The organism is Alphaproteobacteria bacterium, from assembly GCA_017302575.1.
GTDB lineage: Bacteria > Pseudomonadota > Alphaproteobacteria > Rickettsiales > UBA3002 > JAFLDD01.
This window is the reverse complement of the sequence record JAFLDD010000001.1, coordinates 1597808-1615441: the sequence shown is the minus strand read 5'-3', so window position 1 is coordinate 1615441 and position 17634 is coordinate 1597808. Positions and strand designations below refer to the sequence as shown.

General features: G+C 50.7%; 18 protein-coding genes. 12 read left to right on the top strand and 6 right to left on the bottom strand.

Features of this window, described 5'->3' with window-relative positions:
• Positions 1-4: 4 nt before the first annotated feature.
• The 4 genes from rplK to secE all read right to left on the bottom strand — a co-directional run bounded on the left by rplK (position 5) and on the right by secE (position 1988).
• On the bottom strand, positions 5-436 hold the full coding sequence (rplK, locus tag J0M34_08230; protein MBN8544235.1) for a 50S ribosomal protein L11: 432 nt from the start codon (positions 434-436) through the stop codon (positions 5-7).
• 197 nt (positions 437-633) lie between these two features.
• Positions 634-1152 (bottom strand): hypothetical protein, encoded by a 519-nt coding sequence (locus J0M34_08225; GenBank protein MBN8544234.1) that lies wholly within the window; start codon positions 1150-1152, stop codon positions 634-636.
• Between the two features lie 43 nt (positions 1153-1195).
• On the bottom strand, positions 1196-1789 hold the full coding sequence (nusG, locus tag J0M34_08220) for a transcription termination/antitermination protein NusG (protein MBN8544233.1): 594 nt from the start codon (positions 1787-1789) through the stop codon (positions 1196-1198).
• 10 nt (positions 1790-1799) lie between these two features.
• Positions 1800-1988, bottom strand: a complete 189-nt coding sequence (gene secE, locus J0M34_08215; protein MBN8544232.1) for a preprotein translocase subunit SecE — start codon at positions 1986-1988, stop codon at positions 1800-1802.
• Between the two features lie 191 nt (positions 1989-2179).
• Here secE and J0M34_08210 point away from each other — a divergent pair, with 191 nt between their 5' ends.
• The 12 genes from J0M34_08210 (at position 2180) to J0M34_08155 (ending at position 15431) form a co-directional block, all read left to right on the top strand.
• Positions 2180-2734 carry a hypothetical protein gene (locus tag J0M34_08210; protein MBN8544231.1) on the top strand — a complete coding sequence of 185 codons (555 nt, stop codon included), beginning with the start codon at positions 2180-2182 and terminating at the stop codon, positions 2732-2734.
• Complete coding sequence (locus J0M34_08205) at positions 2721-4190, top strand: hypothetical protein (GenBank protein MBN8544230.1); 1470 nt, start codon at positions 2721-2723, stop codon at positions 4188-4190. Before J0M34_08210 ends, J0M34_08205 begins: the two co-directional genes overlap by 14 nt.
• Positions 4191-4218: 28 nt before the next feature.
• The gene (locus tag J0M34_08200) at positions 4219-5010 is read left to right on the top strand and encodes a serine/threonine protein phosphatase (GenBank protein ID MBN8544229.1); all 792 of its coding nucleotides are present in this window, start codon (positions 4219-4221) and stop codon (positions 5008-5010) included.
• 44 nt (positions 5011-5054) lie between these two features.
• Positions 5055-5732: a hypothetical protein gene (locus tag J0M34_08195; GenBank protein MBN8544228.1), complete on the top strand. Its 678-nt coding sequence runs from the start codon at positions 5055-5057 to the stop codon at positions 5730-5732.
• A 56-nt stretch (positions 5733-5788) separates the two neighbouring features.
• Positions 5789-8107 carry a polysaccharide biosynthesis tyrosine autokinase gene (locus J0M34_08190; protein ID MBN8544227.1) on the top strand — a complete coding sequence of 773 codons (2319 nt, stop codon included), beginning with the start codon at positions 5789-5791 and terminating at the stop codon, positions 8105-8107.
• Entirely contained in the window at positions 8104-8769 is a 666-nt protein-coding gene (locus J0M34_08185) for a hypothetical protein (protein MBN8544226.1), read from the top strand. Before J0M34_08190 ends, J0M34_08185 begins: the two co-directional genes overlap by 4 nt.
• Before the next feature lie 46 nt (positions 8770-8815).
• Entirely contained in the window at positions 8816-9430 is a 615-nt protein-coding gene (locus J0M34_08180) for a methyltransferase domain-containing protein (GenBank protein MBN8544225.1), read from the top strand.
• Positions 9431-9472: 42 nt separating this feature from the next.
• Positions 9473-10921, top strand: coding sequence for a sugar transferase (locus J0M34_08175; protein MBN8544224.1), 1449 nt, complete (start codon positions 9473-9475; stop codon positions 10919-10921).
• Positions 10908-11609, top strand: a complete 702-nt coding sequence (locus J0M34_08170; GenBank protein ID MBN8544223.1) for a hypothetical protein — start codon at positions 10908-10910, stop codon at positions 11607-11609. The genes J0M34_08175 and J0M34_08170 overlap by 14 nt, the downstream gene beginning before the upstream one ends.
• Complete coding sequence (locus tag J0M34_08165) at positions 11606-12619, top strand: NAD-dependent epimerase (GenBank protein MBN8544222.1); 1014 nt, start codon at positions 11606-11608, stop codon at positions 12617-12619. The genes J0M34_08170 and J0M34_08165 overlap by 4 nt, the downstream gene beginning before the upstream one ends.
• Positions 12620-12758: 139 nt before the next feature.
• Positions 12759-13997: a polysaccharide biosynthesis/export family protein gene (locus J0M34_08160; GenBank protein MBN8544221.1), complete on the top strand. Its 1239-nt coding sequence runs from the start codon at positions 12759-12761 to the stop codon at positions 13995-13997.
• A 3-nt stretch (positions 13998-14000) separates the two neighbouring features.
• A complete protein-coding gene (locus J0M34_08155; protein ID MBN8544220.1) occupies positions 14001-15431 on the top strand; it encodes an O-antigen ligase family protein in 1431 nt (476 codons plus the stop codon).
• Here J0M34_08155 and J0M34_08150 read toward each other — a convergent pair.
• Positions 15415-16521, bottom strand: a complete 1107-nt coding sequence (locus tag J0M34_08150; protein MBN8544219.1) for a glycosyltransferase family 4 protein — start codon at positions 16519-16521, stop codon at positions 15415-15417. The genes J0M34_08155 and J0M34_08150 overlap by 17 nt on opposite strands.
• Positions 16514-17530: an EpsG family protein gene (locus J0M34_08145; protein MBN8544218.1), complete on the bottom strand. Its 1017-nt coding sequence runs from the start codon at positions 17528-17530 to the stop codon at positions 16514-16516. The genes J0M34_08150 and J0M34_08145 overlap by 8 nt, the downstream gene beginning before the upstream one ends.
• Positions 17531-17634: the final 104 nt, after the last annotated feature.

Here is a 17634-nt window from a genome sequence, read left to right as displayed (position 1 = left end):
GATGTTAGCCCTCCACCACTTCAATGCCCATCGACATCGCCGAGCCAGCAATCATGCTGCAAGCCGCCGCTTCGTCATGCGCGTTCATATCAACCATTTTCTGTTTCGCGATCTCTTGGATCTGCTTCTTGGTCACTTTGCCAACGATCTCTTTACCAACCAGACCCGTGCCCTTTTCAAGCTTCGCCGCTTTAAGCAGGAAGTACGAAACGGGAGGCTGCTTCATAATGAAGGTGAAGCTGCGGTCTTTATAAACGGTGATAACCACGGGAATTGGCATACCCGCTTCTTTTTGCTGAGTAGCAGCGTTAAACTGCTTACAGAATTCCATGATGTTCACGCCAGCCTGACCAAGTGCAGGACCAATTGGCGGAGCGGGGTTGGCTTTACCTGCAGGGATCTGCAGCTTAATATAGCCAGTAATTTCCTTAGCCATGTTCTAACCTTTCCATATTTGGTGGCCTAACCGTTCGAAAACCCCATGTTTTCTGCGGCAGATTGCGGGTTGCGCAAGGCAATACCCTCCCAAAGGGAAGCGGGACTATAGAAGGGAAATCCTAGATTGCAACGGATTTTTTCAACAACTTGACACAGCGCAGCAAGAATCGAAATAAATTATTATATAACAATATGTTAAAATGATAAAATACGCATACCGCTAGGTGGGCTTGCTGCTGGCACATAACCTAGTCGATTATAATGGTCGAAGTTGGCATCCACATGACTTGCAACCTGATTGGCAAACTCCAAGCTGATTCTAGGCAAGTTAGCTGCGGCCAATATGGCATTGAGCTCTTGGATCTGGCCACGCGCTTCTACCACTCCACCTGCGGCTGCGAGTCTGCCATAACGTTGGCGACCACGCAGATATTCATTAGCAGCATCATTAGCAGCATCATTGAGATCCAGCCGGAATCCATAACCTTGGCCAGAGCCCGCCTGCTCGCCATCGGCGCAGTAATAGCCCTGCCTAGAACGACCCTCGATATTACGGCAATAACCGCGCAAATACTCATGGCTGCGCATTTCATTAAAAGTAATGTAGCCATTGCTATCAACATCAGCAGCTCGCATAGCGGCACGAAGCTCGTCGATACGACCAGCCTCTCTTAAACGCTCTACCGCTCGTGATATATCATTAATTGAGTCCATCCTGTCATTGTGACAGGATAAAATGACGTTTTAATGACAAAATCTAGACTTTATGCACCTGATCGAAGTTCAGCTCCACCGGCGTTGCGCGACCAAAGATGGACACCGAAACCTTCAGTTTCTGGCGGTCTTCTTCCACATCTTCTACCGTTCCGATGAATGACTCGAATGGGCCGTCGATAATCTTAACTTGTTCACCAATATCGAAATGAACCGTATTGCGTGAAGAAGCTGCACCCTCTTCTGCTTGCTTGAAGATCGCTTGCGCTTCAGCATCCGTGATTGGCTGCGGGCGAATACCCTTACCACCCAAGAAACCCGTGACCTTCGGCGTATTCTTTACGAGCTGCCATGTCGCATCGGTCATTTCCATTTTAGCCAGTACATAGCCAGGGAAGAACTTGCGTTCTGCCTGAACTTTTTTACCACGACGCACCTCAACGATGTCTTCGGTTGGCACCACCACTTGCTCGAATTTATCGGCAAGGTTTTTCTGAACCGCCTGCTCCATGATGGAGGTCGCAACTTTTTTCTCAAAGCCCGAATACGCGTGAATGATGTACCAGCGCTGGCCTTTGCCGCCTTTGCTTGCGGGGGTGGCTTGCGTATTTTCGTTTGTTTGCACGGCCTCGTTCATGGTCTTCTCCTTAGTTACCTAATCCTAAAATCCATTGTACGGATGTCGCCAACACACCATCGACGATCAAAAAGAAAATCGCCGCCACCAAGCCCAGCACCAATACCATGGCGGTGGAAATACTGGTTTCTTTGCGCGTTGGCCAAGTGACTTTATTCATCTCCTGACGCACTTCGCGGATAAACTTCGCGGGATTCATGCTCATAGTTCAAACTCCGACAAAAAAGCACACCGTTTTAGGGGTGTGCGCGGCAAGCATATAGGGGGTTTCTAGGGGCAATGCAAGCGGTGTTTTTGCCAACCGCGCCGACATAAAATGTCATCCAACTGTCATACACCGTTTTGGGGGGGGATGCTAGATAGTCAATCACTCACTTGTACGGAGTCATTATGACTATTGAACTGGCCTTATCCGCGTCGGCGGCTGCGGCTGCACAATCTGCAGCACAGAATCTGCGCACACTCACCCCGCACGAGCAGGCGCCTGAAAGCTTGCTACAACCGATACAGCAGCGCGTACCACCAGCTCCAGCTACGTGCGAGCCGCGCTACCTGTTGATCGCTGCGTTTGCGGGATGCAGCACATCGCACGAACGCTATGTGCGCATAGCGCGTGAGAATGGCCTTCAGCTTGTCTATATCAATGTCAATTTAGGTGGGGCACCGCTTGCAGCAGGTGATATTCCACCTGGTGCCACAGAGTTTGTGATTCGCCAAAGTGGGCGGGTGCTGCATTTGCCAAACGATGCCTTTATCGCGGCAACGGCACGCCTAGGTCTTGACTCAGCCGGTAATGTCAGCGTGCTCGATCAAAATCGCCTACTGTTGCGCAGCTTTGATGGATACCCCTCACCAGATAGCGCCATACAATCCTACGTGCGCGAAGCACGTGATAATTGTCGGCCAATAGCATCAATAGATAGTGATAGTCGTGGCATCGCATAACCAACATTCAGATGAACAGCACAAAGAGCACGAAGCCCTCACTCCTTGGATATTAGGGGGCATTGGCGTTGTCAGCGCCATTACCTTAGCGCCGTATCTATTGCCGTTTCTAGGGCTTGGCACGCCCATCAATGCACCGCATGGGCACGCAGCCATGTCACTTATTGGTCAACCAGCCACGGCAGGTGCGCTTGGTTCGGGTTGGGCTGGTGGATTGCAAACGGCACTCTCGCAAGTCCCCGTCATTGGCTCTGCGCTTACTTCCACAGAAACCGTGAACATGATGGGCGCATCCATTACTGCAGGCGCACTCACAACGGCAATCAGTGCAGGGGTTATTGGTATTGGCGGTATGCTACTCGCCAACTGGTTGGAAAAACGCGAAACAGGTCACGAAAAAATTCGCTGGAGCAAAATCGTACGCTACGCATCACTCGCAACGAGCATGCTCATCAGCTTGCCTAGCTTGCTGACAGGTTTAAGCCTTGGCATCACCTTTATTGCTGAGTTGTTCGGTGCCAATCAACTACAGATGATTACCACCATGCGCGACTCACTTGGCGGCGTCGCTATGCAACATGGTGCAAGCGCTGGGAATGTTGGTGGCCTCATCGCACTTGTGCCGCACCTATTTAGTTGTGGGGTGGCAGCGCTACCGATTCTTGGCACGTTGCTTGTGGGGCAAAAATCCAAACCATCACCCACGCCTCAGGTAAGCACCTTTGCGCAACACTTACCAGACGGTTCGCGCGCACTTTCTATAGCACTACGTGACCAGCAGACTGGCGCAGCATTAACGCCGCACGCGATCGAAACAACACATACACGCAAACTACACACGATGGTGGTGAATCAATCACTCACGGACTATCACCATCTTCACCCTGAATATAATCCGAACACCGAGCAGTGGGAAACAACCTTCACTCCGCGTACGCATGAAGCATACCATGCATGGAACGAATTCACGCTGCGTGGCGATACAGCACCCACACAGCATAAGACCGATGTGCCGAGCGATGCGCAACTACGCAGCATCGAACCTGTCATCGCCCATCAAAATCATGCCAAAGCAGGCGATGTCATCATTCACTGTAACGGCAACTCACCTTTGCGTGCAGGTACTGAGAACACGTGGAGCATTGATCTGCGCGATGCACATGGAAAACCCATCACCTATTTTCATCCGATTATGGGCGCCGATGCGCATCTTGTTGGATTCAGCAAAGATGGCACGAGCATGATTCATTGTCACCCCATCGCACGTCACGATAATATCGTGCAGTTTCATATCGCGCCCAAGCACGAAGGCTTCACCAAATTTTTCTTGCAAATTCATCCTGAGAACGGCGACTTAACAACGATTCCGTTTGGCCAATATATTGCGCCCGCCCAGCACTACACACAGCGCACAAAGCAGGCGCCACATCATCATGCTGCAGTAGCGTTTGCCTAATCGTGCAACTGTCGCTAGTCTTGCGCACATGTCAATTGCACGGATCAAAAAATTCTTTGCTCCTGAAGCGGAGCCAACACCGATCGCGACGCGTCATTTTAGCGTGCCTGAAGGTGTGCGCGCCTATGCAGTGGGCGATATTCATGGCCGCGCGTCATTGCTCAAGAAAATGCTCGCCGCAATAGAAGAGGACGCTGCGCAGCACGCCTCACAACGCACCGTACAGATTTTCTTAGGCGATTACATTGATCGCGGTATGCAGAGTCGTGACGTCGTTGATCTGCTGATCGCGCCACCGCCGAAAGGCCATGAGCGCATCTGCCTGATGGGCAACCACGAGGAAGCATTGCTGCACTTCCTAGATGACCCCAATATCCTGCGCGATTGGGCAAACTTTGGGGGCTATGCCACCCTTGTTTCATACGGCATTCCCATGCCTGAATCTATGTCGCCCGAGCGCCTCAAAGCCTTGCGTGATGCATTCGCCCGCGCCATCCCACAAGCGCATCTCGACTTCTATAAGAACCTGCCTTTGCGTACCAGCTTGGGAGATTATTTATTCGTCCATGCGGGTATTATTCCAGGCCTGCCACTTGAGGAGCAAAAGCCCGAACACCTGCTCTGGATTCGCCGTCCATTCCTGAACTACAAAGGCTATTTTAACCACTACATCGTACATGGCCATACGCCTGTAACATCAGCAGAAATTCTACCTAATCGCGCCAATTTGGATATCAGCATTGCTGCCAAAAGCAGCCTTGCCGCACTGGTACTTGAAGGCGACGAACGTCGCGTATTGGTGGTTGAGGAGAGTGATTGATTTTTATCTCCCAAAGTGAGAGAATCCTAACCCAAAGGAAGCTTATGTACCGTCGCCCAGTTGCCATGAGTTGCGTGTATCTGTTCGTGCTGTCTGCACCGCTTTCTGCAGCACAATCTCAGGATATCGAAAAATTCCTCACCCTTGAAACTACACCGCTTGAGCAAGTCACCGACTATCGCTCGCAGCCACTTGCCCTACTCGCCCGCTTCCCGCAAGCAGGCACCGCAATGGCGCGCTATGTGGCGGATTTGGTCAGCAAACAGCCCTCGATCGTTCAATCCATCATGACGATCATTACCGACGCCACGCCAGACCAAGCAGCAGCGATCGGTGCGGGCGTTGCACGCAGTATGCGTCTGATTAGTGGCACACAACCCGAAGTTTCTGCCGCCATTGCCAGCAGCTCGCTGCGCGCCGATAACCCATGGTATAAGACCACGTTTCGTGCACTCGAAAAAGGTTATGTGCAAAACGCACCGCTCATCATGCCCGAACCCCTACCCCCTGTTCCTTTGAGTAATGACTATGTCGGTTTGGAGCTTCCACAAAATGCTGGTCGCGTTGGTCCAGCACGCATTGGTCAACCCGTTCCAAACTGGTTCAAACGTACTGGAAATAAAGGAAATTACGAGTTTTTTGAGCGACGTGGCACGATTGTTGCCATTATAGCATCAGACAAAGAGAAAAATGGCGCCGTATCCACCAGCCCAACGCAATGAACTAGTTCATGAATTTGGTTTGAGGTAAAGCGTATAAGAATAGGTCATCCGATACCATGAAGCTCGCACTGCTTAACGAAACACCGCTTGCCGCCAAACCCGCTCAGCTCCCTGAGATGGACGATTTGCTGTCGTTCCGGGAAATTATTGCCGTACTCCAGCGCCATAAAAAACTAATTCTGTTCTGTGTCGTAACTGGCCTGATGCTCGGCCTCGTTTACATCATGTTCTCTGCACCGCGCTACACCACCACAGCATCATTGCTGGTAGACCCAAGACAAAATAACAGTGCGCTACCACAGCAAATTGCTGGTGGCGTGACCTTCCAAGAAAACCTGATTATCGATAGCCAGATCGAAGTGATCAAGTCGCGCCGACTGATGGATAAGGTCGCGCAAAAAGCGGGATTATACGAAACCGTTGCCGCACCAACCAAAAGCCCTTTCGATTCTTTGAAAGAGACAATTTTTGGCCCCGACGACGCGAATAAAGCCAAAGCTCAGGGTGAGCGCACCAAGCAAGCAATGCTCGATGGATTCATGAGCGGCCTCAATGTTAGCCGCGTTCGTAACACCTACGTGATTGCTATCAGCTACACCGCGCCAAATCCTCAAGTTGCTTCAAACATCGCTAACCTGATTGCTGAAACCTATCTCGATTCAGAAATGGAAGCGCAGTACGAATCTTCCGACCGCGCCAACAAATGGCTCAAAATGCGCCTAGGTGTATTGCAGAAAGAACTGACAGCTACCGAATCAGCCGTTGAGGATTACAAAGCCGAAAACAACATTGTGCAAACAGGTGAAAAAACGCTGCTTTCCGACCAGCAGCTTTCCGAGCTGAATAGCAACCTGATTATTGCGCGCGCAGAAAGTGCTCAAGCAAAAGCGCGTTACGACAACATTCAGAACATCATCAAAGTTGGTAATCCTGAAACAGCGACCAGCGACGTTCTCAATAACAAAGTGATTGGCGAACTGCGCAGCAAATACATTGATCTGTCGCGCCTTGCGAAAGAAATTCTCCGCCGCGAAAGCAGAGATCACCAAGCCTATCGCAACCTGCTTCAGCAAATGCAGGACATCCAGAGCCTGATCTGGAGCGAGTATCGCCGTATCGCGGAAAGCTATAAGAATGAATACGAAATCGCCCGCTCGAAAGAACTGAGCCTACAACAGGAATTGGACGCAGTTAAAGGCACCAGCGCTGTGAGCGGCCGCAGCCAAATTGCCCTACGTGATATGCAGCGCCGCGCTGATTCAACGCGCAATCTCTACACCAAAATGCTCGATAAATCGAACGAGGAAATCGAGAAGCAAACGCTGCCATCTATCCACGCACGCATCATCAGCTACGCAACGCCACCGCTCTCTTCAAGCTGGCCTGATAAGCAAATGGTGTTGGCGATTGCGCTGTTACTCGGCAGCTTAGTGGGTATCGGTTTTGCCTTCCTGCGTGAGCAGTTCGAGAAATTCCTCTGGAAAGCAGAGGATATTGAATCCGCAGCACAGCGCACATGCCTTGGCATGCTGCCAAAAATCGCCTTCGACCGCGAAAAGGTGGTTCACTTCACCAAACGCTGGTCCACAAAGGACATCAGTGTCTCCGAATTATCGAACACGTTTAATGCAAGTGGTTTTGCTGAAATCACCAAACCGCTCGAGCAGCAAACGGGTATCATCACCGAGATTATGCGTAACGTTCAATTGGCGACGCATTTCAGTGCCGATAAAAAAGAAGGCCACGAAGCGAAAGTGATCTCGTTCGTTTCGGCGCGCCCTGGTGAAGGCAAGTCAATCACCTCGTGTTTCCTTGCCAAGCACCTTGCAAAAACGGGCGCACGCGTAGCGTTGATTGATTGCGACTTCCGCCGTCCAAGCTTGACGCATTGGTTCCTCTCAGGCGGCACGACAGGATTTTATGAATTAGCCTCGCGCCTCGGTCAGGAAGATGAGCGCATGGTGCTGATGGACCTTGCTAAAATCTGCCATAAGACGGGACAAGAAAATCTCTTCTTCATTCCTGCTAAAGGCACCACCACATCAATTTCCAACCTGAATCTCGTTGCCTCAGGTCAAATGCACGCGCTGATCAATTACCTTAAACAAGTGTTTGACGTCATCCTCATCGATTTGCCGCCAATCATGAATATCGTTGATGCGCGCATGATTGCGAACTCGATTGATAGCTTCATTCTCCTTGCACATTGGGGAAAGACCGACCGCAGCATCGTGAGCAAAGCATTGCACCGCGCCCCTGAAGTATTTAACAAAACCGTTGGCTCGTTGCTCACGCTGGTAGATACAGAGAAAGCCAGTAAGTACGGCTACTATAACTACAACTACTACTATTATTACCATCACCAGCCTTCATGAGCACCGCACGCCGCACCCTTTTTGCTGCACTAAGCTTAGTGTGCGTTGTCTGGTCATTCGCAGCACTTTATGCCCAGAAAATTCGCCTAGAGCACGGCAACCTCATCGAGCAGATTCGCGGTGAAGGCAGCCTAACGGACATGAAGGTGATTGATGCAGCCATCACCAGCTATAATCATGCGATCGACATATTACCCTGCAATATACCACTTCATGAAGACCTAGCCTTGCTACTTGCACTACGCACCGACAGTGTGATGCAATCTACCGACATTAATGCCGAGGCCGACGCACTTGATACCGTGCATGGCGCCCTCACTAATCTGCTTGCCTGCTCGCCCACCAACGGTAAAGCGTGGCTCGATCTAGCGATGATTAATGTATACCGCGAAGGATTTACCAAACGCTCAGCACGTGCCTACATCATGTCAGGCAAGGTAGCGCCCGGCGAGTCATGGCTCGCGGAAAAACGACTCATCTTCATTCTACCTTTTGTGCAATTGCTGGATGCGGATGGGCAGCGCACTATCACACGTGATCTGGCAACATTAGAGGTGGCACATTCTAATCGTACCGATGCCGTCATCGCAGCAGCACAGGTTAGCTCTAAGGCTGAGTTGCTGGGTTTGTTAGGTCAACCAAGCGCGACACGCGCACCCTAAGCATCGTAAACATACTTGGAAAAACGCCTAGATTGGGGTATAGATTATGGCAATGTTATTAGACCCTAACATGCAGCGCAGTTCGTCGTTTCTACATCTGAAAAGCTTTCTAGCTTCACCGATCGACTATGTCTTTTCGCGCTGGCAATCGGCAAAGTCACATGGCGTTGCGCGATGGGGCAGACCTGAAAGCCTCCATGATGATTGGGTAGAGCGCACGGCACTCATCGCCGGCATGATTCAGCCCAACAGTTCCATACTGGAATTTGGCGCAGGTAAAGAACGTCTGCGTGAATTCTTGCCACAAGGCTGCCGTTATCAACCTGCGGATATTATTGCCCGCTCGACCAACACTATTGTGGCCGACCTCAACGTCACCACACCTAAACTGACCGAGAAATATGACTATATCGTCTTCTCGGGCGTACTAGAATATATTCACGATGTGCAAAAATTACTGCATTATGTGCGCGATAACTGCACCACCTGCATCCTTTCTTACGCGCCAACCGATTGCTTGGAATGCATGACCACCCGTATGCGTAGTGGCTGGGTTAACCATCTCTCGAAGAACTCGTTTGAATCTATTTTGCATAACGCAGGGTTTGAAATCCTCGAGAAACGCGTCTGGCGCGGTCAGGATATTTACAGCCTACGCTAGGCTTTATAGACATTCACCCATAGACGCTATAAACTGCACGCCATGAGAAAGTATCTCTACCTCGCTTATGATACTCTGTGCATTTGTGCTGCGCTTGTCGTGGCGCTCTATTTGCGCCATGGATTCCCGCTCATTCAAGAGGGTAGCCCCGACGATATCTACACATTGCTACTCGCAACATTTATCGGCACGGTTTGTGTATTGCCGCTCATGCGCTTGCACACAGGTATGTGGCGCTTTACCTCGACCTCTGAAATCGCCGATATCGTGATTGCAGTCGGCTTAGTTGTTGTACTCGCCAACGCAGGGCTATTCCTCGTCAACCGTCTCGACATGATGCCGCGCTCCGTACCACCCCTGCATTGGGCAATCGCCGTATTTGGTATGGTCAGCACACGCTTGATGGCGCGCCAACTTTTTGGTCCCGCACGCAGCCACGCCGCCAATAAAACCAGCCACCAGCAGCATGTAATCGTGGTCGGCGCGGGCCACACTGCCGAGCTATATCTGCAATTCATTAAACGTATTAGCCGCCAGCCGATTCAAGTCGCAGGCTTAGTGGATAAGGACGAAAGCCTCACCAACCGCATGTTCCAAAAGCACACGATTTTGGGCACCCCGTCTGACATACCTCGCCTGATGGAAGAGTTCCACGTGCATGGCATTCAAATTGGGCAAATCGTACTTGCGGAATTGATGGATGAATTAAGCGAGGCCGACGTAGTGCTGCTGCATCAGCTTGGTCGAAGCGGCGTGGTAGAGGTCGTTCATTTTGCGAAACATATGGGCCCGCAATTGCAGCCAGAAACCGCTAAAACAATCGCTGATTATTATCAAGAAATTGGCACCATCCCCAAACATCATTTTGAAAAGCCTAATGGCCTCTACCCCTATGTAAAACGCATGTTCGATATGGTTTGCGCCATCATCTTGCTTGTGGCTCTCGCACCACTCATGCTACTCGCCGCAATAGCAGTATTACTCGACGTTGGGTTGCCCATTTTATTCTGGCAGCAGCGCCCTGGATTGCATGGAAAACCCTTCAAGCTTTATAAATTCCGCACCATGCGTCAAGCGCGTCGCAAGATAGGCGAAGACCGATTGCTGCACAAATCGGGCGACGAGATGCGCACCTCACGCTTAGGAAAATTGCTGCGCCGTTTGCGTCTGGATGAATTGCCTCAACTCATGCATATTTTGGTGGGCACGATGTCGTTTGTTGGCCCACGCCCCCTGCTACCTGACGACCAACCAGAAGGCGGTGAAGTTCGCCTGAGTGTGCGGCCAGGTGTCACAGGCTGGGCACAGATTCATGGTGGTGATGCGCTCACCCCTCAGGAAAAGCTTATTTTAGATGCATGGTACATACGAAACATGTCACTATGGCTCGATATCAAAATCCTATTGCGTACGTTGCTCGCCGTGCTTGAAGAAGATCGTCGCAAAACACCGATACTGAATAAAGGCACCACCGCCCATGAGCCAGTATAACGACAAGCTCTTTTCTGGCGGCCCCAGAAGCTATCTGCACCACATGCGATTCCACTGGCTCAAAAAGCATATTCGAGAAGCTGCGAATAGCTACACACTCTTTGAGCTAGGTTGCTTTGATTGCCGCAGCTTGAAATTCTTGCCCAAGCCCTCGGCCTATGTAGGCGCAGATGCGGATTGGGAAGGCGGCTTGCAAAGCGCCAAGACCACTTTTTATGACGATAAGAGTATGGAACTGCTCATCGCGCGTTCTGCTGGTGACTTGGCGGCCTATAAAGACCGCAGCTTTGATTATGCAATTGCGCTCGAAACCATCGAGCATATCCCCGACGCAGTCTTAAGCGGCTACATCGAATTTCTTGCCCGCGTGACACGCAAAAAATTACTGATCAGCGTGCCCGTCGAAATCGGCCCTGTCTTTCTCGCCAAGCATCTGGTGAAGCGCAGCATTGCAGGGCTTGAAAGCGGTGAAACTGAAAGTTACACGCTTGCCGAAATTTTCTGGTCCACGCTTGGCAAAACCGAGAAGGTGCGGCGCTTTGAGCATAAGGGGTTTAACTACCATACGCTCATTAACCAGCTCAGCCAGCATTTTCATATTCGCGCGGTCGCGGGGATTCCATTCCGACCATTCCCCTATCTTAGTTTCCAAGTCGGCATCGTCGCCGAGCCCAAGGTCAAGCCATGAAGATACTCGTCACTGGTAATGCAGGCTTTATCGGATTCCACACAGCACGCACGTTGCTTAAGCGTGGCGACCACGTAGTGGGATTTGACTGCGTGAATGATTACTACGATACACGCCTGAAAGAAGCGCGCCTTGCCGTGCTGGAAAAGGAAGCGCCCCACGGTCAGTATCAATTCTACCGCGCCAATCTAAGTAACAAAGAAGCGGTGACACGCTGCTTCAGTGACCATCAATTTGATCGCGTGATTCACTTGGCTGCACAAGCGGGCGTGCGCTACAGCATCTCGCATCCCGAAGATTATGTGGAGTCCAACCTCGTTGCGTTCCTCAATATGCTCGAAGCATGTCGTCACCACAACGTGCCGCACCTTACCTACGCATCAAGCTCCAGCGTTTATGGTGCGAACACGCACATGCCGTTTTCCGAACAGCATGGCGTCAACCATCCACTGCACATGTATGCTGCAACCAAGCGCGCCAATGAATTAATGGCACATGCTTACAGCAATCTTTTCACCCTACCGACAACGGGATTGCGGTTCTTCACGGTCTATGGTCCATGGGGCAGACCCGACATGGCGCTGTTTCTATTTACCAAAAATATTTTGGAGAATAAGCCTATCCAGCTATTTAATCATGGCAATCACACACGTGATTTCACCTATGTTGACGACATTGTCGAAGGTGTCATACGCGCAAGCGACCAAATCGCACAGCCTAACCCGAACTGGAATGCTGCAGCACCCGACCCAGCTACCAGCTACGCACCGTTCCGACTGTTTAATATCGGTAATAGCTCGCCTGTAAATCTTGGTGTCTACGTGGAAGCATTGGAGTCAGCCCTAGGTAAGAAAGCCGCCCGCGAATTACTGCCATTACAGCAAGGCGACATACCCGACACCTTCGCAGACGTGACATTGCTGCAACAAGCGGTAGGTTACAAACCCGCAACCAGCGTGGCATTTGGCGTGCAGCAATTTGTTGATTGGTACCGCAGTTATTACGGTTAACCTTAGTTAACAGGTCGTAAAGATTGTAGTAGCCGCGCCTAGCGTTCGCAAAAAAACTATACTTTTAACCAACTTACAGTGTATAGTATAAGTGGATTGCGCATCGAAGTAACACAATAACAAGAACATACACTTAACCATGAGAAATCGCACAATAACATTGGCTTCATCACCATGGTTGGAAACGCTAACGTTCCGATTCATTTTTGCAATTGCCGCTTCCAGCTTCTTGCTTACCAGTTGTGATTCGGTTCCAAGCGGCGGTCCGCGTCCTGACAGTTTCAATCAAGCGCGCTGGCAATATGTTGGCCCAGCAGATGACAAAACAGGCGCTAGCGCCCTACCCTTCGTACTCGTGAATGTTGATGGCAAAGTGATGGACACGCTTTCAACGGCAGAAGACGCGAATTATTTCAAAGGTGCATTCGTTGACAACAAACCACCCGCTCCCATGGCGATCGGTGTAGGCGATACATTGCGTATCACCATTTTTGAAGCGGGTCCTGGTGGATTGTTCATTCCATCAAGCGGCACGATTAGTGACGGTAACTACATCACCTTGCCCGACCAAGAAGTGGACCAAACGGGTCGCATCAGCGTTCCTTACGCTGGCAAAGACGGTGATAATGGCCTGATCAAAGTATATGGCCGTCACGTGGCGGAAGTTCAGCACGATATCCAAACCCGACTGATGAATAAAGCGATTGAGCCCCAAGTAATCGTGACCATCATTAAGCGCACCTCAAACCTCTATTCGGTCATGGGTGATGTGAATTCGCCTAATCGCTTCAGCCTAGACCAAGGCGGCGTCCGTATCCTCGACGCACTCAGTAACGCGGGCGGCCCACGCAACAATGACTACAACACCCTCATTACCCTCCAGCGTGGCAAAAGCTCAGCAACGGCGCGCCTCAGCACATTGTTGCTACAACCAGAAAATAATATCTTCGTGCAACCTAACGACCTGATTGCCGCCAAAAAAGATGAGCGTTACTACAATGTGCTTGGCGCAACGAACAACAATAGCCGCTTCGCCTTCGAAGCCGAGACCGTCAGCGTGGCGGATGCTGTATCCAAAGCAGGTGGCCTCAATAGCGAATTGGCCGAACCAAACACCGTTGTACTGCTACGTCGCGAGAACGTAGACACACTCACCTCCATGGGCATAAAGCTTGATGGCTATAAGAGCGGTGAGCCACTCCCCACCGTTTATCGATTTAACTTCGGTGAGCCAACGGGCTTATTCTTGGCGCAAAAAATTCAACTGCGTAACGATGACGTTGTCTATGTCTCGAACAGCAACTTCAGCGACTTCAGCAAGCTGTTGGGTGTCGTGCGTGACATACTGCTCATCCGCCTTATCGATACGAACGACTAGCGCGTGGCTGAATCGATCAATCAACATTTAAACACGGTCGCTAAGGCACTTGCTGTCATGCTTTCGGTGCTGTGCCTTGCCAAAGGCGCCGTGCATGATTCAACGATTGCTATCGCGCTGCTGATAAGTATTCCTATGATGTGGTTCGCGCTACGCGCCACCACGCAGGTTCATGGCCAGCTTAAAAAACTGGGCACAGTGTTCTTTGGCGCAATCTTCGCGATTTGTTTGCTGCAGTGGGCTTTTCCACCATCGGGCGATACTGCCGCACTTTGGCAAGAACTTTCCACCCTTAGTGGCGGCGAGATCAACGCCACCCTCGCTATGGACAAAGCCGCTTGGCTACAAAGCATTGGCCGTACCGTATTTTTACTCGTGGTATTTATTCTCGCACTGTGCATTGGCTCAACAGAAGCAAGCGCCCGCCACTTTCTGGAATGGCTGTTATTTAGTGGCGCACTCTGCATCACCCTTACCTTTTTTGCGGCCACCAGCGAAGGTGTGCCGATGACAACCTTTTACTCCTATACGCATGGTTTTGTGAACCCCAACAATGCCGCAACCTATATGGGCGTCATGCTGCTGGTCGCATTGGCGCAGGTATTTCGTTTTGTCAAAATCCCGCCAAAAGCATTCTACAAAATCTTCCTCGAGTTCATTGATACACTGAGCATGCCGATTATTCTTAAAGGCGGCTTCTTGCTGTTTGCCCTGCTGCTTGCCATGGCGGGTTTATTTATGACTGGCTCACGCGGCGGAATCATTGTGACATTCCTCAGCAGCGCAGCGCTCTGTATCACCATCTTGTTCAAAATGAATCTTCAGTCGGAAATGCGTAAAGGCATCATTATTGCAGCCGGCATTATCATGGCTATCATGTGTTTTTGGATTTTCCTAAATTTCGGGCAAGTAGCGCTCAACAAGCTATCCATGCAAGGGGCGGATTCAAATTCACGCTTTGATATTTACGCCGCAACATTGCCGCTCATTGCGCACCACCCGGTTCTGGGCGCGGGGATAGGCAGCTTCTCTGGTGCATTCCAAGCCTATCGTCCAGCCAATGTGTCCTCTGATGGTATCATCGACAAGGCCCATAATAGCTATCTTGAGTTCGCGGCTGAAATGGGCATACCTGCACTTATACTACTACTCGCTGTTGTGGGTTTGATTGGCTACGCTCTTTATCGTGGCGTACGCGAACACAAGGAATACTACGTTCTACCGACCCTTGGCTTATCGGTGCTCGCGCTTGGCGCGCTCCATTCGCTGGTCGATTTCCCCTTACAAGTTCCCGCCATTGCTGCGCTATTTATCGCGATTATCACCATTTGCCTTTCGCAAAATGAGCGGCCATTCTGCGTAGCTGCTGAGAAGCCACCTGAACCTACCAAGCGTGTCCGCACCCGCACGAAGCGCGCTAGGAAAGAGATCTGATTCGCTCCAAATACGCTTCAAATACGCGCTGTTCATCAAACTCTGCTTCGGCTTTAGCGCGGCTTTCTTGCCCCATGCGCTCACGCTGCACATCACTCAATTCTAGGAACTCTATCATACGCTCTGCTAACGACGCCGCATCCTGCGCACGGCATAGCAGCCCATTTTTTCCATGCGTCACGACCTGACGACAGCCCGCCACATCGGTTGTAATAATCGGCCTCCCCATGGCAGAGGCTTCCAGCAACACGCGTGATAAACCCTCACGGTAGGAGGGCAAAACAACGCAGGCATGCTGTGCCATCACCAAACGCACATCCTCCATCATACCGCGATAGGTTATAATCCCCTCGGCAACCCAACTATCCATAACCTCGTGTGCAACCGCGCTCTGGTTTTTGGCACCCATTGCACCCACTAGCGTAAATTGCGCATCAGGGTAGCTAGCCTTCACACGCCGCGCCGCTTCAACAAACTCGCCCACTCCCTTGTCCCACAACATGCGCGCAATGAGCACAAAACTTTGCGGAGTGGCGGTGCTGCTAGATGGCACAAAATGCTGCAAGTTAATGCCCGAACCCGCAAGCAGCAACGCCTTCTCAGGCACGACTAAGCGCGACTGTATAAACAAATCACGATCTTCAGAATTTTGGAAAAACACGGTATGGACCCGCGCAAATGCTGCACGATACAACAGCTTCACTACGCACGTTACCCACGTGTTACGAATGAACGCTGTCCCCAAGCCAGAGACATTGGCAATGACAGGTATGCCCCATAACCGCGCAGCCAGTGCACCATAAATATTCGGCTTCACTGTATAACTCAGCAGTGCCGCAGGCCGCGTACGGCGCAGCAAAAACACGTAGCGTATGAAAAGCATCATATCCGCAAACGGTGACGTTCCCGCATTATCCATTGGCAAATCGATATGCTGTTGCACGAGCGCTTCAAGCTTAGGCGTATAGTCATCGTGCGGCGCAGCCGAAATGAGCCTATAACCCGCACCTTTCAGGGCATTCAACAGCCCTGCACGGAAATGTACAATATTCCATGAGCTATTAATCGAGATCAGAAGGGTCTTAGACACTGGGGACATCGAATAAGATGTTTTTATACGGAATATACGCGAAGGCATGGTTGCCAAATAGGAACCATGTCATCAAAATCACCATGTGGAAGGTAATCACCGCAAAGATACTAATCATTTGCGCACGTCGCCCAAATGTCACCACCAGCGCGGGGTACACCATCATCGGCAAGAAATAGAGATACACGGTCAATCGACTAGCAACCGTTGGATAGAACAAGTTGATAAACAGAATCGTCAAGGACGCATACAAACCGAACGATAGCAACGATGGGTTGTAAACCGTATCCGCCATACGCTTGCGGTAAATAAACCCAAGCACCGCAGGCACAAAAATCATCGCAATATGGTAAATCGATCCCAAGGATAGATCGATGAAGTTGCCTTCCAGATAGCGCTGCTGATAGCGCGCAATGTTATCCGCATAAATTGGTACTGCAGTTCCCAAATAGAGCGTTGCAAGCAAGATGACACCCCCGAACATCAGCTTGTAACGCAGGCGGATATTCAGCTTAATAATGAGAAACAGGTTGTTGACGAGCGCGCTGGTATGGAAGAGCGCAGCAATCAGAATATAGATACCTCGACGAATAAAGCTGCGTGTTTCCCAACGCGAGAACAGAAACAGAATAATACCAGCCGCAATGGTCTGTCGCATTCCCGACATGCCCATGACCATGATAAAATAGGGCGTTGCCGCCACTAGAGCCAACCACGGATTCGCCGTACGGCGTGCAAAGCAAAAAACACCCGTTAACATGATGAAGCTCGCCACGATATTACTGAGATACACGCCATCCACCGTGCGCTGCGATGTCCAGAACAGCAGATACGAAAGCGGCTCCGCCTGATCAATCACTTCCCAAAAATTGAAGTAGGCTAGGCTTTGGTGAATATAGCGATATTGCTGCCAGTCTGGCCCCACCTCAAGTCGGAAGCCGACAAAGCCTAGAAAGATGAAAAACGTTAAGTACCACAAAACAATCGACAGGCGTCCGAGGTTCACCATGGCGAACAAGGATGGTATCAATAACATGATGAAATACGGAAGCATCAGTACCGTGACATTTTTCTAGTGTTCGCCGTCAAACAATGTCACTTTAGCGGGCAAAC